19 protein-coding genes are annotated in these 19,731 nt (G+C 68.0%); 13 read left to right on the top strand and 6 right to left on the bottom strand.

Going from position 1 to position 19,731, the window contains the following annotated elements:
* The first annotated feature begins 20 nt into the window (after positions 1-20).
* On the top strand, positions 21-1,097 hold the full coding sequence (locus MC380_RS14425; RefSeq protein WP_242165571.1) for an alpha/beta fold hydrolase: 1,077 nt from the start codon (positions 21-23) through the stop codon (positions 1,095-1,097).
* 8 nt (positions 1,098-1,105) lie between these two features.
* Here MC380_RS14425 and MC380_RS14430 read toward each other — a convergent pair whose 3' ends face one another.
* The gene (locus MC380_RS14430) at positions 1,106-1,627 is read right to left on the bottom strand and encodes a nuclear transport factor 2 family protein (protein WP_242165573.1); all 522 of its coding nucleotides are present in this window, start codon (positions 1,625-1,627) and stop codon (positions 1,106-1,108) included.
* Between the two features lie 219 nt (positions 1,628-1,846).
* Here MC380_RS14430 and MC380_RS17950 point away from each other — a divergent pair, with 219 nt between their 5' ends.
* Together MC380_RS17950 and MC380_RS14435 are read left to right on the top strand one after the other, a co-directional pair.
* Complete coding sequence (locus MC380_RS17950; RefSeq protein ID WP_277929562.1) at positions 1,847-1,978, top strand: hypothetical protein; 132 nt, start codon at positions 1,847-1,849, stop codon at positions 1,976-1,978.
* 2 nt (positions 1,979-1,980) lie between these two features.
* Complete coding sequence (locus tag MC380_RS14435; RefSeq protein ID WP_242165574.1) at positions 1,981-2,655, top strand: hypothetical protein; 675 nt, start codon at positions 1,981-1,983, stop codon at positions 2,653-2,655.
* Positions 2,656-2,722: 67 nt separating this feature from the next.
* Here the strand turns inward: MC380_RS14435 and msrA are convergent, their stop codons facing one another.
* From msrA to MC380_RS14450, 3 genes are all read right to left on the bottom strand, one after another.
* Positions 2,723-3,403: a peptide-methionine (S)-S-oxide reductase MsrA gene (msrA, locus tag MC380_RS14440; RefSeq protein ID WP_242104692.1), complete on the bottom strand. Its 681-nt coding sequence runs from the start codon at positions 3,401-3,403 to the stop codon at positions 2,723-2,725.
* Positions 3,404-3,481: 78 nt separating this feature from the next.
* A complete protein-coding gene (locus tag MC380_RS14445) occupies positions 3,482-4,417 on the bottom strand; it encodes a DMT family transporter (RefSeq protein ID WP_242165576.1) in 936 nt (311 codons plus the stop codon).
* Between the two features lie 20 nt (positions 4,418-4,437).
* A complete protein-coding gene (locus tag MC380_RS14450) occupies positions 4,438-6,612 on the bottom strand; it encodes a GGDEF domain-containing protein (protein WP_242165921.1) in 2,175 nt (724 codons plus the stop codon).
* A 260-nt stretch (positions 6,613-6,872) separates the two neighbouring features.
* On the opposite strand from MC380_RS14450, the gene MC380_RS14455 reads away from it, so the two are divergent.
* The 5 genes from MC380_RS14455 to MC380_RS14475 all read left to right on the top strand — a co-directional run bounded on the left by MC380_RS14455 (position 6,873) and on the right by MC380_RS14475 (position 10,960).
* Positions 6,873-8,642, top strand: a complete 1,770-nt coding sequence (locus tag MC380_RS14455) for a glutamine--tRNA ligase/YqeY domain fusion protein (RefSeq protein WP_242165577.1) — start codon at positions 6,873-6,875, stop codon at positions 8,640-8,642.
* A gap of 2 nt (positions 8,643-8,644) precedes the next feature.
* Complete coding sequence (locus MC380_RS18030) at positions 8,645-9,088, top strand: hypothetical protein (protein ID WP_343223587.1); 444 nt, start codon at positions 8,645-8,647, stop codon at positions 9,086-9,088.
* Entirely contained in the window at positions 9,088-9,663 is a 576-nt protein-coding gene (locus MC380_RS14465; protein ID WP_242165581.1) for a nucleoside deaminase, read from the top strand. Before MC380_RS18030 ends, MC380_RS14465 begins: the two co-directional genes overlap by 1 nt.
* 309 nt (positions 9,664-9,972) lie before the next feature.
* A complete protein-coding gene (locus tag MC380_RS14470; protein WP_242165583.1) occupies positions 9,973-10,218 on the top strand; it encodes a hypothetical protein in 246 nt (81 codons plus the stop codon).
* Positions 10,219-10,345: 127 nt separating this feature from the next.
* Entirely contained in the window at positions 10,346-10,960 is a 615-nt protein-coding gene (locus MC380_RS14475) for a hypothetical protein (protein WP_242104686.1), read from the top strand.
* Between the two features lie 75 nt (positions 10,961-11,035).
* Here the strand turns inward: MC380_RS14475 and MC380_RS14480 are convergent, their stop codons facing one another.
* Together MC380_RS14480 and ubiH are read right to left on the bottom strand one after the other, a co-directional pair.
* Positions 11,036-12,232 (bottom strand): FAD-dependent oxidoreductase, encoded by a 1,197-nt coding sequence (locus tag MC380_RS14480; protein WP_242165586.1) that lies wholly within the window; start codon positions 12,230-12,232, stop codon positions 11,036-11,038.
* Entirely contained in the window at positions 12,229-13,446 is a 1,218-nt protein-coding gene (ubiH, locus tag MC380_RS14485) for a 2-octaprenyl-6-methoxyphenyl hydroxylase (protein WP_242165923.1), read from the bottom strand. Before ubiH ends, MC380_RS14480 begins: the two co-directional genes overlap by 4 nt.
* A gap of 64 nt (positions 13,447-13,510) precedes the next feature.
* Here ubiH and MC380_RS14490 point away from each other — a divergent pair, with 64 nt between their 5' ends.
* The 5 genes from MC380_RS14490 to MC380_RS14510 all read left to right on the top strand — a co-directional run bounded on the left by MC380_RS14490 (position 13,511) and on the right by MC380_RS14510 (position 19,731).
* Complete coding sequence (locus MC380_RS14490; RefSeq protein WP_242104684.1) at positions 13,511-14,092, top strand: DUF6580 family putative transport protein; 582 nt, start codon at positions 13,511-13,513, stop codon at positions 14,090-14,092.
* 90 nt (positions 14,093-14,182) lie between these two features.
* On the top strand, positions 14,183-14,737 hold the full coding sequence (locus tag MC380_RS14495) for a cob(I)yrinic acid a,c-diamide adenosyltransferase (protein WP_242165925.1): 555 nt from the start codon (positions 14,183-14,185) through the stop codon (positions 14,735-14,737).
* A gap of 25 nt (positions 14,738-14,762) precedes the next feature.
* On the top strand, positions 14,763-15,674 hold the full coding sequence (locus MC380_RS14500; RefSeq protein WP_242104736.1) for a histone deacetylase family protein: 912 nt from the start codon (positions 14,763-14,765) through the stop codon (positions 15,672-15,674).
* Positions 15,675-15,823: 149 nt separating this feature from the next.
* Positions 15,824-18,358, top strand: a complete 2,535-nt coding sequence (lptD, locus tag MC380_RS14505) for an LPS assembly protein LptD (protein WP_242104683.1) — start codon at positions 15,824-15,826, stop codon at positions 18,356-18,358.
* On the top strand, positions 18,355-19,731 hold the full coding sequence (locus tag MC380_RS14510; protein WP_242165588.1) for a peptidylprolyl isomerase: 1,377 nt from the start codon (positions 18,355-18,357) through the stop codon (positions 19,729-19,731). The genes lptD and MC380_RS14510 overlap by 4 nt, the downstream gene beginning before the upstream one ends.

Genomic DNA, 19,731 nt, shown 5'->3' on the forward strand with positions numbered 1-19,731 from the left:
GCCATCGAGGGAGAACTGCCTTGCGTCCTCTGATCCATCTGCTGCTGGGTTGCGCCCTGCTCGTCGCTCCTGCCGCGCACGCAGTCACCCAGGCCCCCGAGGTCAAGGAAGGCGACTTCATCGTGCGCGACTTCCGCTTTGGCTCCGGCGAAAGACTTCCCGAGCTACGCATGCACTACCGCGCGCTGGGCGTACCGCGCAAGGACGCCCAGGGGCGGGTCGACAACGCGGTGATGATCCTGCACGGCACCGGAGGCTCCGGTGCGCAGTTCCTGCAGCCGCAGTTCGCCGACGAGCTGTTCGGTCCCGGCCAACCGCTGGATACATCGCGCCACTACATCATCCTGCCCGACAACATCGGCCACGGCGGCTCGTCGAAGCCGAGCGACGGCTTGCGCATGCGCTTTCCGAAGTACGACTACGACGACATGGTCGAGGCGCAGCGCCGGTTGCTGGCCGAAGGCCTCGGTGTGGAGCGATTGCGGCTGATGTTCGGCACCTCGATGGGCTGCATGCACATCTTCGTGTGGGCGCAGAAGCATCCGCAGGCCGCGCGCGCGTTCATGCCGATGGCATGCCAGCCGGCGCAGATCGCCGGTCGCAACCGGCTGTGGCGCAAGGCGGCGATGGATGCGCTCCGCGCCGATCCGGCGTGGCAGCAGGGCGACTACGCCCAGCCCCCGCTACAGGGCATGCGCACCGCGTCGAGCCTCACCCTGCTGGCGGGCGCGGCGCCCTGGTACATGCAGGCGCAGTATCCCGATCGGGACTCGGTCGATCGCTACTTCGAAGAGCGCATTGCTCAGGATCTCGCGCGCCGCGACGCCAACGACTTCCTCTACCAGCTCGACGCCTCGCGCAACTACGATCCCTCCTCCGGGCTGGCGAAGATCGTTGCACCGATGACCTGGATCAATTCCGCCGACGATTTCATCAACCCGCCGGAACTGGGGCTGGCCGAACGCGCGCTGCCGCAGCTGCGCACGACCCGGTATGTCCTGATCCCGCAGTCACCGGAGACACGCGGCCACGGCACGCACACCTGGGCGAAGTTCTGGAAGCAGGAACTGGTCGATCTGCTAAGGCGCAGCGAATAGGCGCCCCGTCACTCGTGCTTTGCCGCCTTGCCGTCGCAAGCCGCATGCAGCGCAGTATCGGTTGGGTCGGGGGTGTCCACTGCCGAGACGTGATTGAGCGCGATCACCCAGCGCCCGTCGATCTTGCGCATCAGCCGGGTGTTGATGCCGTACTGCGGCTGTGCAGGGCGCAGCAGGCGGTAGCGGCTGATCAGCTGCGCGGCATCGGCCGCCAGCGGCTGGATGCGGATGTCATAGAAGCACAGCGTGCCACGAGTGTCGGCGGATGCGCCGTAGTCCGATATGTAGTGGTCGAGCGTGCCCTGCCAGTCGCGCTGAAAGCGCCCCTTCGACACGAACACCACGCCGGGATTCTGGAATCCCTGCATGTAGCCGCGGAAATCGCCGCGGTTCCAGGCGCCCTGCATCTCGCGGATCACGCGTTCGATTGCCGCGGATTCTTCGGCCCATTTGCCGGCTCTCGGGGGCTGCGCCGAGAGCGCGGGCGCGGTGGCGCACAGCAGGAACAGCAGCAGGCAGCGGGAGTTCATGCGTTTGGTTTCCGTCTATGACCGGACGACCATAGCCCAGGCGTGGACCCGGCGCAGCAAAGACCAATCGCCCCGGCTTTGCCGGTTCTGCGATTCGCTGGCACAGTCGCTGGCGTCGCGACCCCGGAACAGTCCGGACCGCGAGGACAACCAGGCAAGATAAATGCAGACTTCCGGCCATAAATTGTGTTGCCCCCCTGTCGCGCTGCGGCTGCATCCGTGGCACTGACCAGCGGGCCACGCCACGGGGCGGAGCGCGTGGACATCGAAGCCGATCGCACACGCACCGAAGCGACGCACGATCGCGCGTGCGACGGTGCGCCGCCCGCCGACTTCGACGACGCGGCCTGAGCATGGGCCTGCGCGGCTGGGTGATCCTTGGCGTGCTGGCCGGAGCAGCCGGATGGTGGTATTCGCCGCTGTCCCCCCGCGTCCCGCCCGCGCCGGAGGTGCGCGCCGTTTCCGCGGCGGTGGGTGTCCGTGCCCCGGGTGCGAACCCGCTATGTCCGCCGCCACCGCGCGCAGGCGATGGCGGCGAGCCACTGCAGTCGCCGCTGCCCGCCGCGTTTCCAGCGGTGACCATCGAATCGGCCAGGCTCAATCCGCTAGCCGGTTTCAGCATCGACGCGCGGGTGCTGTCGCGTCGCGACTATGCCTATGGACGCGAAGCCGATTTCTCGCCGACCGACCTGGCCCTGGGCTGGGGCCGGATGCGCGACGAGGAGGTCCTGGCCAGGCTCGACATCGAGCAGCGCGGGCGCTGGTACCACTACCGCTGGCGCGACAGCCCGCCGATCCCGTCGCGCGAGATCGCGAAGTCGAGCGCCAACATGCACATCATCCCGGCCGATCCGGCCGCAGCCGGTGCGTTGCGCCGGGTACGCAACGGGCAGCGGGTACGCATCGACGGCTGGCTGGTCGAAGTGATCGCGGACGACGGCTGGAAATGGCGCAGCTCGCTGACCCGCGACGACATGGGCGCGGGCGCGTGCGAACTGATCTACGCCTGCCGCATCGTTGCGGAGTAGATGTACACCCGGCCGATTGTTGTCCGCCGCGGGCGCGTCCGGCTGCTGACCGGAACGCGACCGGTGATCAGGATTCGAGCGAGACGCCCACCGGACAACTCACCCCGGTCCCGCCAAGCCCGCAGTAGCCGGCGGGGTTCTTCGACAGGTACTGCTGGTGCTCGTCTTCCGCATAGTAGAACGGCGGCGCGGGAAACACGATCTCGGTGGTGATCTCGCCCAGCCCCGCGTCGCGCAACTTGCGCTGGTACGCATCGCGGCTGGCGATGGCCGCATCGTATTGCACCTGCGTGTCGCAATAGATCGCCGAACGGTATTGGGTGCCGGTGTCGTTGCCCTGGCGCATGCCCTGGGTCGGATCGTGGTTCTCCCAGAACGTCTTGAGCAGGGTGTCGAACGAGGTTTGCGCCTCGTCGTACACCACCAGCACCACTTCCGCATGCCCGGTCTCGCCGCTGCAGACTTCGCGATAGGTCGCATTCGGCGTATAGCCCCCGGCATAACCGACCGCGGTGGTGATCACGCCGGGCAGCGACCAGAACTTGCGCTCGGCGCCCCAGAAGCAGCCCATGCCGAACTGCACCTTCTGCAAGCCGGGGAAGCTTGCCTTCGACCCATCTCCGGAGTCGCCGCGCAGCGGCCGACCGTGCACGTGGTGCACGTTGCGCAGCGGCATTTCCGTGGTGCGACCCGGCAGTGCGCGGGCCGGGTCGACCATGCGTTGCTTGTAGGCGCCAATGCCGAACATGGAGTACTCCCGGAAGGTTTCCCCTGTTATGCGGCCTGCGGCTGGCGGATCAACCGCGCAGAGCGGTACAACGCGCGCTCACGCCGGCTGTGCGGGCAGCCGTTCGCGTCCCTTCAGGCCGGAGACGAAGATGCCCGCCAGGCTGACTGCCAGACCCGCCCATTCGCGCGGCATGGTCGCGCGGTCCAGCAGGGCCACGTCGAGCAGGAAGGCGATGATCGGCTGCAGCAGCAGCAACAGGCCGACCAGCGCGATCGGCAGCCGCCCCATGGCCTTCGAGATCAGGATCCACGCCAGTCCGTGCCCGAACACCGCCAGGGCCAGCAACGCCAGCAGCGATCGCACCCCCGGAATGACGAACGAAGCCCCCTCGGCCACGCCCGCGACGGCAAGCACACCCGCGCTACCCAGCGACGCCAGCGCCAGGATCTGCGCGACCTCGATCCGCGAGTCCGCGTCCGCCGCGCGCCGCTGGGTCGTGCGCAAGCTGACGTTGTACACCGCATAGCACAGGCCCGTGGCCAGCCCCAGCCAGACGCCCCAGCGGTAATCCTGCGGCAGGCTGGACCAGCCCTGCCCCAGCAACAGCCACAGGCCGGCGATTGTCAGCACCAGCCCGAGCAGGAATCGCGGGCCGACCCGTTCCCCGAACAGCAGGGCGCCGGCCAGCGCCATGAAGAACACCTGTGCATTGCCCAGCAGGGTCGCCAGGCCGGGGCCTACCAGCAGGATGCTGCGATGCCAAAGCCACAGGTCGGCGGCGAACGCCACTGCCGGCAGCAGGCACCAGACCCAGACGCGATGCGGCAACGCTCGCCACTGGCCGCGCAGGCCGACCAGCAGGCACAGGAACAGGCCGGCGAACAGCATCCGCCAGAACGCCGAGATCGTCGGCGGCACCTGCGATGCCCGCACCATCAAGGCGTTGGTGCCGATGAGCGCGGCACCGGCGAGCATCGCAAGCAGGGCGCGGGTGTCGGCGCTCGAACCGGCGCCGGGAGTGGGTGCGGACATCCCCCCAGCTTACGGATTGCTCAGCCGGGGAAAACCGCCGGACCGACCGAAATGCGATTGCGCCCCTCTCGCTTGGCCACGTACAGCGCCCGGTCCGCGCGGTCGACCAGGGCGGCGGGCTGTTCGCCCGGCGCGCGGGTGGCCACGCCGACGCTGACCGACAGGCGCAGCCGGCTGCCCTGCCATTCCACCACGCAGTCCTCCACGCTGATCCGCAGGGCTTCTGCGATCCCGCGCGCCGTCGCGACGTCGCAGTCGGGCAGCAGGGCGATGAACTCCTCGCCACCGTAGCGGCCGAGCACGTCCTGCGCGCGCAGACCCGTGCGCAGCGCCGCGGCGATCGTGCGCAGACAATGGTCGCCGCAGGCGTGGCCGTGCAGGTCGTTGATGCGCTTGAAATGGTCGATATCGATGAACAGCAGCGACAACGTGCGCTCGCCGTGCCGGCGGCCCGACTCGCGTGCGAGCCACTGGTCGATGCTGCGCCGGTTCAGCGTTCCGGTCAGCCCGTCCAGCTCGGCGGTGCGCTTGAGCGCCTGGGTCGCCACCGCCTCGTTCGCATGCAGCACCGTCAGACGCACGAATTCGGCCGCGGTGGCGAGCTCGTCGTCGTCGAATTCCGCGCCTCCGACGCGCTGCAGCAACAACGCGCCCCAGCCTTGGGCGCCCACCGCAACCGGCACGACCGCTTCGATCGTGCGGCGGGCGTCGCCGGCCAGCGCGTGCTGCAGCGGCCGCCCGGACAGGGACTGGCGCTTGAGCATCAGCAGGCGCGTGCCTTCCAGGCCTTCGACCAGGCGACGGTCGTCGATCGGCTCGGTCACCAAGACGTCGCGACCGTGGTAACCGTGCGCGATCACCGCGGCGCTCACCGCCGTGACGTGCGGAAGCAGGTGCTCGAGCATCAGGCGGAACGCGGTCCATTCCACGTCCGCGGGCGCCAGTTCGCGCAAGCGCGCCTGCAGCACGCGCGTGAGCGCGGTTCGGCCAGCCTCGCGCTGCATGCGGCGTTCCGACGCGACCCGCGCATTGCGTTCCCGGTCGCGCTGCTCGCGATACGAGCCGATGCGCGCGATCAAGCCCAGCCCCAATACCACCAGCAAGGCGAGCAATGCGAGCTGGTAGCCGTAGCGCGTCCACGCCACCACTGCGCCGACGCTCTCCTGCAACATCAGGCGTGCCGCCAGTGCCGTCAGCGTGAGCAACGACAGGGCCAGCGCAGGCAGCGCCATCGGGATTCGTTGCCACACCGCACCGGAGAGCGCGAACAACGCAGCGGCACCGGCCAGCGTCAGCCCGGCTTGCACGATGTACGGGCCCCATGGGGCGAGCTGCGCAACCCCGGCCATCAGCACCATGGCGGAAATCGCAAGCACGAGGACCATGCCCTGTATCAAGCGCTGCTGGTTCGAGCGTTGCCGATCGGCGACCTGCGACACCAGCGCCAGTACCGCTGCGGTGCAGGCCAATGACAGGCCCCACAGCCCGCGTTCGCCCAGCCCGCCCAGCAACCGCAGGCCAGGCACGGTGTACAGGTGACCGTTGCAGGCCCCGAACACCAACCCGGACAGGATCGCGGCGGTGGCCAGGCTCAGGAAGTAGCGCTCGCGCACGGTCCATGACAGCGCTACTGCCACCAGCGCCAGGCTGAAAGTCCCGGCGTAGACCAGCATGCTCAGCGCGACCGTCCGCTGGGTCAGGCGGATCGCGTCGTCTTCCCCGATCAGGTGGGGCTTCAGTGCCAACGCGACATCGCCGCTGGCGTGCAGTTCGATCTCACCGCCGGCCGAATCCGGAAGCGGAAACAGATAGGCGCCCGGGACGAGGCCCTCGTCCGCATCGGGCGCGAAGAATCTCCGGGGCGGGCTGCGCCAGCCCGGACCCTGCAGCCAGACCGCAGCCACCGGCTCGCGTGCGAGCCACACCATGCGCCTGGGTTCCCCAGGTTGTCGTGGAACGTTCTCTAACTGCAGACGCGCTACGGCATGCGCGTCGCTGCGACCGGAAACCGGCAGGGTCGCGCCAGTCGATTCCCGTGCGTCGGACGCCGGCATCAGCCGGACGGCCTGCGTACCCCAGTCGCCGGGGCGCGCCAGCAGGACGATGACCAGCGCGAACAACCCCAGCAGCAGCGCCATCGCCAGCGCGGGCACGCCCTCTGCCAGCCATTGCCAGGACTCGGTTTCGCGCACCATCACGCCCAGGCCCCGGCAACGCGGGCAGCGTTCCACAGCGGGCGCAAACTGCTGCCTGTGTGGGTTTTTCCCGGGTCCGGCATGTCCTTCCCCCTCAGGACGGCGCGCCAATGCTTGGGAGACAACCGACACACAAACCGTGCCAGTTATACAAGCATGGTGTGATTACCATCACAATATCGATCGCCCCCCGCGCCGAAGCGCGGTCAAGCGGGGAAGAGGCGCTCGGATAGACTGATGGTTTTCCCTATTCACTCCCCATGTCGCTGCCTGAATCCGCCATACCCACGCCCGTGATCCCCGACGCCGGAAAACCCGAATCCGTGCGCCAGGATTTCATCCGCCAGATCGTGCGCGACGACCTGGCCAGCGGCAGGCAGCAGGCCGTCCGTACCCGCTTCCCGCCCGAGCCCAACGGTTATCTGCACATCGGCCACGCCAAGGCGATCTGCCTGGACTTCGGCATCGCCGCCGAGTTCGGCGGCGACTGCAACCTGCGCCTGGACGACACCAATCCGTCCCGGGAAGACCCGGAGTACGTGCGCGCGATCCAGGAGGACGTGCACTGGCTCGGCTTCGACTGGCACGCGCTGCGCCACGCGTCGGACTACTTCGAGGTGCTGTACCTGGCCGCCGAGAAGCTGATCCGCCAGGGCGACGCCTTCGTCTGCGACCTGAGCGCCGAGCAGGTGCGCGAATATCGCGGCACCCTGACCGAACCGGGGCGCAATTCGCCGTTCCGGGACCGCGGCGTCGACGAGAACCTGGATCTGTTCCGGCGCATGCGCGCAGGCGAATTCCCGGATGGCGCGCGCACCCTGCGCGCGAAGATCGACATGGCCGCGGGCAACATCAACCTGCGCGATCCGGCGCTGTACCGGATCAAGCACGTGACCCACCAGAACACCGGCGATGCCTGGCCGATCTATCCGATGTACGACTTCGCCCACTCGCTCAGTGATGCAGTGGAGGGCATCACCCATTCGCTGTGCACGCTGGAGTTCGAGGACCACCGCCCGCTGTACGACTGGTGCGTGGACAAGGTCGATCTGGCACATTCCCCGGAACTGGTGAAGCCGCTGACCGACCGGGGCCTGCCGTTCGAAGCCGCCAAACCGCGTCAGATCGAGTTCTCGCGCCTGAACTTCAATTACCTGGTGATGAGCAAGCGCAAGCTGCTCGCATTGGTCGAGGGCGGCCTGGTCGATGGCTGGGACGATCCGCGCATGCCGACCCTGCAGGGCATCCGCCGCCGCGGCTACACGCCCTCGGCGCTGCGGTTGATGGTCGACCGGGTCGGCATCAGCAAGCAGAACTCATTGCTCGATATCTCGATCCTGGAAGGCGCGCTGCGCGACGACCTGGACGCCGCGGCGCCGCGGCGCATGGCCGTGATCGACCCGCTGAAGCTGACCATCACCAATCTGCCCGAGGCGCACGAGGAATCCCTGCATTTCCCCAACCATCCGAAGGACGATGCGTTCGGGGTCCGCCAGGTGCCGTTCTCCCGCCAGCTGTGGATCGAACGCGAGGACTTCGAGGAAGTGCCGCCCAAAGGCTTCAAGCGCCTGACCGTGGGCGGCGAAGTGCGCCTGCGTGGCGCCGGCATCTTCCGCTGCACCGACGTGGTGAAGGCCGGCGACACTGTGATCGAGGTGGTCGGCGAACTCGATCCGGACTCGCGCCCGGGCATGGAAGGGGCCAACCGCAAGGTCAAGGGCACGATCCACTGGGTCAGCGCCCGGCACGCGGTGGCGGCCGAGATCCGCCTCTACGACCGGCTCTTCACCGTGGCCGACCCCGACAACGAGGAAGATGGCAAGACCTACACCGACTACCTCAATCCGGAATCGCGCCGGACCGTCACCGGCTACGTCGAGCCCGCCGCGGCGCAAGCTGCGCCGGAGCAGTCGTTCCAGTTCGAGCGGATCGGCTATTTCGTCGCTGACCGCCACGACCACCGCAGTGATGCGCCCGTGTTCAACCGCAGCGTCACCCTGCGCGATACCTGGACCCAGAAGGGAGGATGAACATGCCCGGGTTGCGTTGCCATGCTATTGCGACCGTACTCGCGCTGGTGCTGGGCGCCTGCGCCGCGCCGAACCAACAGGCGGGAAACAGTGACGCGGCGCCGCAGGCCCAGGCAACCGCGCCGCAGACTCCGGCAGTCAAACCGGCGAAGCCGCCGCGCATGAGCGATCCGCTCCCGCCGCAGCGGGTGAAGGGCGGAACAGTCGTGATCGACGCCAGCTGCAGGACCGATGCCGACTGCACGGTGAAGGATGTCGGCAACTGCTGCGGCTACTACCCGGCCTGCGTCAACAAGAACAGCCCGACCGACCCGGAAGGCGTACGCGCGCAATGCGCGAAGACCGGCATGGCATCGGTCTGCGGGTTCCGGGAGATCTCCGCGTGCAGCTGCAACGCGGGCAAGTGCGAATCCGCCGACGGCGGTGTGCAGCCCGTCGCCCAGTGATGCTCAAGGCGCAGATCCACCTCACCCTGCCCGTCTGGATCCACGACGCGGTCGACACGACGCGACGCTATGCCAGCGACGAGGACAAGGTCGCGCTGGCGATTGAACTGTCTGCCCACAATATCGATGCCGGCAGCGGCGGTCCTTTCGGCGCGGCGGTGTTCGACGGCGACGACCGCATCGTGTCGGTCGGCGTCAACCGCGTGCTTCCGCTGACATGCACGCTCGCGCACGCCGAGAACATGGCCTACATGCTTGCCCAGCAGCGATTGCAGCGTGCCCGTCTCAACATGGACGAAGCCGGCAACCGGCTGGGGCACTTCACGCTGGCGACCTCGTCGCAGCCCTGCTGCCAATGCTACGGTGCGACGATCTGGGCCGGCATCGACCGGCTCCTGATCGGCGCGCGCAGTGAGGACGTGATGGCGCTGACCGAATTCGACGAAGGCCCGCTTCCGGCCGACTGGGTCGGCGAACTCAACCGGCGCGGCATCGAGGTGGTGCGCGACCTCGCACGTGCGGCCGCCTGTAACGTGCTGCGCCAGTACGGGGCAAGCGGCGGCCAGAGGTATTGAGCAACCGGCGGACACGCGCGATACGTGTCCTTGCCGCAGCGTCAGGCCCACACTTCCGGACCCGCCGCAAGCCCGCGTTCAGATCCGCCAGGTTGACGGTGGATTGACCACCGCCGGATTACGGTACGCGCGTCCCCACACCGGACGACAGCGATGAAGACCATATGCCTTGCTGCGGTCGCGCTGGCTATCGGGTCGATAGGCAATGTTGCTGCACAGCAGACCCCAACACCCCCGCCTGCCCCGGCTACAGCACCCCAGTCCATCCCAGTTGCAACGCCTCAACCCCTCCCGAACGCCGCGTCACCCGTGACCGGCACCGCCACCCTGCCCGACGCGCAGGGCAATACCACCACCGTAACCTCGCACCTTCCTGCACCACCCGCCCGCGACCATCGCGCGATGTTCGATGCAATGGACATCGATCATGACGGTGCCATCAGCCGTCGCGAGGCGAGCGGGGACAAGTACCTGTTACGTGCGTATGTCGCCCTCGATAGCGACGGAAACCGCACGCTCGACTACCAGGAGATGCTGCGCTGGTTCGACGACTGAGGCCATCTGCCTTCCCGTGACGTCCTGACGCGATCACCGGGACACGTTCAGCCCGCGTTGCGGCGGTTTACGCGGGGTTGATCCGCATGGGGCTAGCGTGCGCCGCTCCCCCGATGAGGCATCCGCAATGACCCAGCATCTATCGATCCGTCCACTTGCCCTGGCCGTGCTGGCCGCCATGAGCCTGGCCGGCGCTGCCTTCGCGCAGGACACCGCTCAGGTCACCCCGCAGGAACAGGCCACGCAGACTGTCGATGAGAATGCCGAAGCTGCGGCGGAAAACGCACAGCAGGCAAGCACTGACGCCCAGGCTGCGCAGCAGGCCGCCGCCGCTGCCGTCACCCAGCTGGCGGGCGCGACCACCGTGGAAGGTGAGGCACAGGCCGCGGCGAACGCCGACGTCGCCGGCCAGGCTGCGGTGGATGCGCAGGCCAGTGCCAATGCTGCCGCCAGCGCCGCCGAGACCGCGAACGCCGCTCAGGCGGCGGTCGATGCCGGCACTGCTGCTGCGTCCGATGCGGTCGCTGCATCGCAGGCTGCGACCGGTGCCGCGACCGATGCCGCTGCGGCAGCCGGAACCGCCGCGGCCACGGCCGAACAAGCTGCTGCAGCGGCCGTGGGTGCTGCAAACGCGTCAGCGCCCGCTCCGGTGCAGGCAGGCGTCCAGGCCCAGGGTACGGTCACCATTCGCTCCGTGCCCAGCGGCAAAACCGTGACCATCCCGGCCCCAGCCACGCCCTGACGCTCAAACGTTGCTGTTGGGAAAAAGCCCCGCGAGCGGGGCTTTTTTGTTCATTTGCAACTGGCTCCGCATCCGTCAGCCCACTTCCCCCGAGCGTGTTCCGGATGCCCGCCGCCATAGCATGGCCGCCACAGGCGGCAGCCGATTGGCCGCGCCCAGCAGATGGCCACGGAGCAGGGTCGCCGCCATGCCGGGATGGGTGTAAAGGCGGTGGATGCCTTCGAAGGCATAGGTCGCCATCGCATTCTCGCTGCGTCGCTGCCGTGCCCAGCGTGCCAGGCGCTGCGGCGCAGCGAAGTCCGCGCGACCCGCCTGCGCGGCGTGAACCGAGGCAGCCAATGCGCTCACGTCGCGAAGCCCCAGATTGACGCCCTGCCCGGCCAGCGGATGCACCACGTGGGCCGCATCGCCCAGCAGCAGCACCCGCCCACGCACGTAGTCCTTTGCCAGCTGACGCCGCAGCGGAAACGCCGCGCGGCGCGAAGTCGGCTGCAGGCGCCCCAGTCGCAGGTCGGATGCGACATCGAGCTCCCGCGAAAATGCCGCGTCGTCCATGGACAGCACACGCGTGGCCTCGGCCCCCGGCAGGCTCCAGACGATCGAACAGTCGCCGTCGGCGAATGGCAGCAGGGCCAGCGGCCCGCCCGGCAGGAAGCGCTGCCACGCCGTTGCCTCGTGCGGCCGCTCGCTCGCGACGTAGCACACCACGCCCTGTTGTTCGTAGTCGCGTGCAGCCACTTCGATGCCGAGCAGCCGGCGCAGACTGGAGTCGGCCCCATCGGCCGCGACCGCGAGCCGGGCGTCGATGTGGCCGCCATCATCAAACGTCAGGCGCACGCCATCATCGTCCTGATGGCAGTCCTCGACCCGCGCCGGGCAACGCAGGTCCACGCCTGCGCGCGCCAGCGCGTGCCAAAGACGATCCGCCAGCAGTCCATGCTCGACGATCCAGCCCAGTTCGCGACGGCCCAGGGTGTCGGCATCGAAGCTCAGTTCACCGCCGCCCGCTGCATCCCAGACCCGCATGCGCCGGTACGGCTGCGCGCGCGCATTGCGCACCGACTCCCACACGTCGAGCGCGTCCAGCAGCGCGGCATTGTCGGGTGCAAAGGCGTACACCCGCAGGTCGCGATGCTGCGACGACCAGGCCTGCGGTTGGGCCGCTTCGACCAGGGTGACCTGCAAACCTTCCCGCGCGAGCGCCAGCGCGCAGGCGCTGCCGACCACGCCGCCACCGACCACCACGCAATCGAGCCGCGATCGCCGGCTCATCGGACATCGCCCGATCGGCAAAGCGCCGGCACGTCGCCGCGAAAGCCCATCGCACCGCCCACCAGAGACGCCTGCAATGCCGGCATCCGGTCCGCCGCGAACAGGCCCAGCGCGCGCACGGCGGATGCGAACGGTGCGTCGTTCGCGGTCAGCCGCGCCAATCCGTCGGAAAACGCCAAGGTGCGCGCGCGATCCTCGCTGCGACGCTGCGCGTAGCGCTGCAGCAGGCCGTCATCGATCGCATCGATGCCTTCGCCTTCGATCAGCTCGGCAAGCGTTAACGCATCGCGCAGGCCGAGGTTGAAGCCCTGCGCTCCGATCGGATGCAGCGTCTGCGCGGCATTGCCCACCAGCACCGCGCCGGGCGCGGTGGTGCGTTCGGACACGAGCCGGATCGCCGGATAGGCGCTGCGCGGACCGCAGGCGAGAAACCGGCCTGCGCGCCAGCCGAAGACCATCTGCAGTCGCTGCAGGAAACCGGACTCGCCCAGCATGGCCACGGCGTCGGCCTCATGTGCCGCCACTGCATGGACGACGCCGAAGTGACGGTCGCCGCGCGGCAGCAGGGCGGTTGGACCGTCGTTGCCGAAGCGCTCATACGCAATGCCGTCGGGCGGGCGCCCGGTGCGCACCCGGGCGACGAACAGGATCTGGTCGTAGCTCGATTCCCGGGCTGCGATGCCCAGGTCGGCACGCACCCCGCTGCGGGTACCGTCTGCGGCGACGACCAGGCGCGCCGCTATCAGGCGCGATCCTGCGTCATCCTCGATCCGCATCACCCGCCCCCTGGAACCGCTCGCAGCGACGAAACCCGCGAAGCGCGCCGGGCGGTAACGCGACAGGCGCCAGCATTCGAGCAGCCGGGCTTCGAGCGCCTCGCCGAAATCGCGCGCGACGACGACCTGTCCGAAAGTTTCGCGACCGTAAGCTGCGGCGTCGAGTATCACCCGTCCCAGCTCACGCATGCGGCTGACATGGATCCGACGGATCGGTCCGGTCGGCGCACGCAGCTTCTGCATGACGCCCAGGGCGGTGAGCGCGTTGACGCTGGCCTCGGCGAAGCTCAGGTTGCGCTGGTCGAAGACCGGCGGTAGTGCGCCTGCCGGCGTCGCCTCCACCAATGCGGTGTCCACGCCGATCCGGTCGAGCGCGATCGCCAGGCTGGCGCCGACCAGCCCGCCGCCGACGATGACGACTTCGTGCGAGGCAGCGATCTCGGGGCTGGCTGGGGTCATTGCGCTATGCTAGCGGCTCCTTCCGTTCTTTCGTTCGGACCAGATGAACCGCTTCGAATCGAACCGCAGTATCGCGCCCGGCCCATGGGTGCTGGTGGCCATGATCGTGGCCGCGGCCATGAGCCGCCTGCTGCCGCATCCGCCGAATTTCTCGCCAGTCGAGGCGATCGCCCTGTTCGGCGGCGCCTACTTCGCCTCGCGCGCCTGGGCGGTGCTGGTTCCGCTGGCGGCGATGCTGATCTCGGACGTGGTGCTGGCTGCGCTCAACGGCGGCAGCTATTCGTTCGCCAACTACTTCGCCAGCACCAGCTTCTGGCTGGTCTACGGCTGCATCGCCGTTTCCACGGTGCTCGGTTTCGGCCTGCGCGGCAAGGTCGGCGGCGCGAGGGTGCTGGGCTACTCGCTGCTCGGTTCGGCGCTGTTCTTCCTGGTCACCAACTTCGGCGCGTGGCTCGGTTCGACCATGTATCCGCAGAACGGCGCCGGCCTTGTGGCCGCCTATGCCGCGGGCATCCCGTTCTTCCAGTGGACCGTGCTCGGCACGCTGTTCTATTCGGCGCTGCTGTTCGGCGGTTTCGCACTGCTGCGCCGCCAGCTCCCGATGCTGCGCGCGCAGACGGTGTGACGAAGACGGGGATGGAGAATCGCGGATAGGGAATTGTCGACGCCAAAGGTTTTCGGCTTCCCGCTGCTCATTCCCAATTCCGTACGCCTCATGGGCAACCGCCTCTCGAAGATCTACACCCGCACCGGCGATGACGGCACGACCGGGCTCGGTGACGGCACGCGGGTGGCGAAGGATTCGGCTCGGGTCACCGCGTACGGCACCGTCGACGAGGCCAATTCCGCGATCGGCCTGTTGCTGGCCAGCGAGATGCCGGCCGACGTACGCGAGCTGCTGACCTCGGTGCAGCACCAACTGTTCGATCTCGGTGGCGAACTTTGCATTCCCGGCCATGCCGCGATCCAGGACGAGGATGTGGACCGGCTGGAGCAGCAGTTGGATCGCTACAACGCCGACCTGCCCGCATTGAAGGATTTCATCCTGCCGGGCGGGGGTGAAGCGGCAGCGCGCTGTCACATGGCCCGCACGATCGTGCGCCGCGCCGAGCGCGAGACCGTCACCCTATCGCACCACGATCCGGTGCGGCCGCAGGCGGTGCGTTATCTCAACCGGCTGTCGGATTTGCTGTTCGTGCTGGCACGGGTGCTGGCCCGCGCCGAAGGCCTGGGCGAAGTGCTGTGGAAGCACGAACGCCGCCACCGTTGAGCACCGGGTCGCAGGCGAGATGAGCGTGCGCATCTACACCCACGAGGCGTGCCTGGCGCACGACACCGGGCCAGGGCATGTGGAACGGCCGCCGCGGCTCACCACCGTGATCGAAGCGCTGCGCGCCGCGTTCGACGACCTCGACTGGCAATCGGCACCGCGTGCCGGGCGCGAACAACTGCTGCGCGTGCACTCCCCGGCACTGCTCGAGGCCGTCCTGGCGCCTCAGCGCGACCGCATCGTCGCGCTCGATCCCGACACCATGCTCTCGCCGCAATCCGCCGAAGCCGCACTGCGCGCCGCCGGCGCCTTGGTCGCGGCGGTCGACGCCGCATGCAGCGGCGAAGCCGTCCGCGCGTTCTGCGCAGTGCGGCCGCCCGGCCATCACGCCACTGCCGACACGGCGATGGGGTTCTGCCTGTTCAACAACATCGCCGTTGCCGCGGCGCATGCGCTGGCGCGGCACGGGCTTGCACGCGTGGCGATCGTCGATTTCGACGTGCACCACGGCAACGGGACACAGGATGTTTTCCAGCACGAACCCCGGGTGATGTACCTGAGCTCGCACCAGTCGCCGCTCTATCCCGGGACGGGAAGCGCGGGCGATCGTGGCGCAGGCAATATCCGCAATGCGCCCCTGTCGCCGGGCGCCGGCAGCCGGCGCTTCCGCGAAACATGGGAGCAGGCCCTGCTGCCGGCGATCGACGAGTTCCGTCCGCAACTGCTGCTGGTCTCCGCCGGTTTCGATGCGCATTGGCGCGATCCGCTCGCGCAGATGCAGCTCGATGCCGACGACTTCGGCTGGCTGACGGCCGAGCTGGTGCTGCTCGCGAACCGGCATGCGGCCGGACGCGTGATCTCTGCGCTGGAAGGCGGGTACGATCTGCAGGCGCTGGCCGAGTGCAGCGTGGCTCACGTGGCCGCGCTCAAGGGCTGAGCCGATCGCTTCGTTCAGGCGGCGTTTCAGGGGATGCTCGGCGCCGACGCATCGTTCGCACCGGCCGATCTGGGGCCCTCCCCTTCGCATTGCCCCAGGGCAAGGGATGGGGCAAGCTAACGGCCGCTTTTCGACCGGAATAACGCCGCGTGCGCCGATCCCTCGCGTTGCTGCCGCTACCCCTGTGCATTGCGCTGTCGCTCCAGGCCCAAGCCCAGACGAACGAGCGCTCGGACGAGTGGAGGCTGTGCCCGATCGAGGATGCGGTGCCTGCGTTCGGCGACACCGGTACCAGCGAAACCTCGCCCGATCAGCGCGCTCAACTGCCCACCGACATCCTGGGCGATGCGGTCACCGGCACCGAAGGCCTGGCCACCACCTTCAGCGGCAACGTCGCGCTGACCCGCGGCGACCAGTTCCTGGGCACGGACAACCTGACCTTCGACAGCGCCACCAACCGGTACACCGCCAAGGGCAACGTGCGTTACCAGGACGCGGGTATGCGGCTGGTCGCCGACAGCGCCGAAGGCGACCAGGAAGCCGATAGCCACAACATCCAGAACGTGCGCTACCAGCTGACCGAGCAACGCGGCAACGGCGGCGCCGAGCAGATCCAGCTGCAGGGCACGCAGGGATCCCTCTACGACTCGACCTATTCGACCTGCCCGCCGAGCCAGCGCATGTGGGAGCTGCAGGCGGACCGCATCGACGTCGACACCGCGGAAGGCACAGGCGTCGCACGCAATGCCGTGCTCCGGGTGGGCAAGGTGCCGGTGTTGTACGTACCGTGGTTTCCCTTCCCGCTGGACGACCGGCGCCGCACGGGCCTGCTCTACCCGAGCATCAGCATGAACAGCCGCAACGGATTCGACTGGCGGCAGCCGATCTACTTCAACCTGGCGCCCAACTACGACGACACGCTCTCGCCGCGGCTGATGACCAACCGCGGCCTCATGCTGAGCAACGAATTCCGCTATCTCACGCCCACGGGCAGAGGAACCCTGGATCTGTCGTACCTGCCCTCGGACGGATTAACCGACGACAAGAAGGACGAGGAACTGGCTGAGTTCCTGGAACACGGCTACGACCTGGACAACCGGCGCAAGGACGACCGCGGCAGATTCGGCTTCAGGGGATTCCAGAACATCAGCCCAGCGTGGCAGGCACGCACCAACCTTAATTGGATCAGCGATCCCCGCTACCTCGAGGATTTCAGCAGCACGCTCGACGGGGTCACGTCCTATTCCATCTCCAGCGACATCGGCGTGTACGGACGGGGCCGTTACTGGGGTGCGGGACTGATGGCCGACCATAAGCAGCTCGCCGATTACACCATCCGCGAGTACCAGCTTCCCTACGACCGTTTGCCGCGCGCATTTGCGCGTTGGGAGCAACCGCTGGGTCGCTGGTTCGCAGCGGGCGTCGATGCCGAGGCCGTGCGCTTCCAGCATATCGACGACACAGGCATCGCGCAGACCTTGGCGGACGGCACCGTGCTCGACTACGAACTGCGGCCGGGTGGGAGCCGCATAGACCTCAAGCCTTTCGTCAGCATGCCGCTCGAAGGAGCGAGCTGGTTCGTCAAGCCGACCCTGGCCTGGCGCTATACCGGCTACCAGCTGGACGACGGCATGAGCGACTCTATCGCGTACGCCCGCGCGGTCGATGCTGTTGCGGGAACGACAACTCCGATTACCGGCGCGCTGGTGGACAGCCTCCGCGATGACAGCCCTTCACGGAGCTTGCCGATCGCCTCGCTCGACGCCGGTCTGTTCTTCGATCGCGAGACCAGTATCGGCGGCACCGGTTTTCTGCAGACGCTGGAACCACGCCTGTTCTATCTCAACGCACCCTATCGCGACCAGGACGCGTTGCCGCTGTTCGATACCTCCGGGATGACCTTCAGCTGGGGACAGTTGTTCCGGGACAACCGCTTCAGCGGCGCGGACCGGCAGGCTGACGCCAACCAGCTCACCCTGGCCCTGACGAGCCGCCTGATCCGGCAGGCCGATGGACGCGAGAAACTGACCGCCAGCATCGGCCAGATCAGGTACTTCGACGACTCGCGGGTCGGGCTCAGCCTTGCGGACCCGGGCATCGAGCGCGGCAAGTCCGCCTGGGTGGCCGATGCGAACTACGCGGTGAACGACCGCTGGACCATCGGCGCTTCCTACCAGTGGGATCCGCAGTTCAGCCGCAGCAACCTGGCCAGCATCCGCACCCGCTATCTGATCGGGGACGAGGGCATCGTCAACCTGGGCTATCGTTATCGCAGAAACCCTTCCACCGGCGTCGACCTGCTCAAACAGGTGGACCTGTCGTTCCTTTACCCGCTGACCCCGGCCTGGAGTCTGGTGGGCCGTTACTACTATTCGCTTCTGGACGATCCGGCGCGGGACATCGAACCAACGCTGCTGGAAGGCATCTTCGGCGTGCAGTGGGACAGCTGCTGCCTCGCAGCGCGCCTGGTCGCACGTCGCTACATGCGCAACCGGACCGGCGAACTGAACGATGCCATCCAGCTGGAGATCGAGCTCAAGGGCCTGGGCTCGGCCGGACCCGACACGGAAGGCCGCCTGCGCCGTGCTATCCTCGGTTACGACCGCGAGGACCTCTACCTCGTTCCGCCGCCCGAAGCGCGGGCCGGCGACGACGACAGCCTGCAAGATCCCACGACCCTATGAAGAAACTGCTTGTCTCCGCGCTGGTTTCCGGCGTGCTGCTCTGCGCATCAGTCCAGGCGCAGCCCCTCGACCGGATCGCGGCGGTAGTCAATGAAGACGTGATCCTGCAGAGCGAACTCGACCGGGCCACGCGCAATATCCTGACCCAGTACGCGAATCGCCAGGACCAGCTTCCGCCTCGCGATATCCTGGAACGACAAGTCCTGGAGCGCCTGGTCATGGTCCGGCTGCAGGTGGCGCGCGCGGCTGAAACCGGCCTGCGCGTCAGCGATGAGGAAGTGGACGCGGCGATCAACAGGATCGCCCAGCAGAACAACATGAGCCTGGACCAGCTGCGCCAGCAGGTCGCGCGCGAGGGTGGGTCGTTCGCCGACTTCCGCAGCTCGCTGCGCGATGAACTGGTCATCCAGCGTCTGCGCCAGAGTTTCGCGCAGAGCCGGATCAGCGTGAGCGACGCCGAAGTCGACGCCGCGCTCTCCAGCCAGCAGGCAGCAGGCAGCGCCCAATACCGCCTCGCCCACATCCTGGTCGCACTGCCGGAGAACGCTACGCCCGAGCAGATCGCCACAGGCCAACAGAAGATCGAAGGCATCAAGGCGCTGATCGACAAGGGCGAGATGGACTTCGCGGCCGCCGCGGTGCGCTATTCCGACAGCCAGAATGCGCTGGAGGGCGGCGATCTGGGCTGGCGCAGCCTCAGCGAGATCCCGACGGCATTCGCCGCCACGATCAGCAGCATGCAGCCGGGCCAGGTGATTGGCCCGACACGAGGGCCGAGCGGGTTCCAGCTGCTCAAGCTGGTCGAAACCCGTGACGCCTCGCAGGCTGCGCCGTCCACGGTCACCCAGTACCAGGCGCGGCACATCCTGGTGCGAACGGGCGAAGGCGTGGACGAAAGCGCCGCGAAGGCCAAGATCGATACCCTGCGTGCACGGATCGAAGGCGGTGCGGACTTCACCGCGATCGCAACCGAGAACTCCGAGGACAAGGCGACGGCGGCGCGGGGCGGCGATCTTGGCTGGTTCACCCAGGACCAGTTCGGGGCCGAGTTCGGCACCCAGGTCGCAGGGCTTCAGGACGGGCAGGTGTCGGCACCGTTCAAGACCGAAGCCGGATGGCACATCGTGCAGCGGGTAGCCGAGCGCCAGACCAATACCGGCGATGAGAATCGACGGGCACAGGTCCGCGAGACCATCGGCCAGCGCAAGCTCGAGGAAGAATGGACGCGATTCCTGCGCGAGATGCGCGGCGAGGCCTTCGTCGACGTCCGCAGCGGGGCCGGCGCCACCCCGGCGAACACGGCTCCCCCTACTGCTCCCGCGCCCGCCGCGCCTCCTGCACCGGCCCCGGCTCCGCCCCCAAGCGGCGGCTGA

Origin of the sequence: Lysobacter sp. M15, from assembly GCF_022662515.1 — a bacterium.
Taxonomy (GTDB): domain Bacteria; phylum Pseudomonadota; class Gammaproteobacteria; order Xanthomonadales; family Xanthomonadaceae; genus JAKPBU01.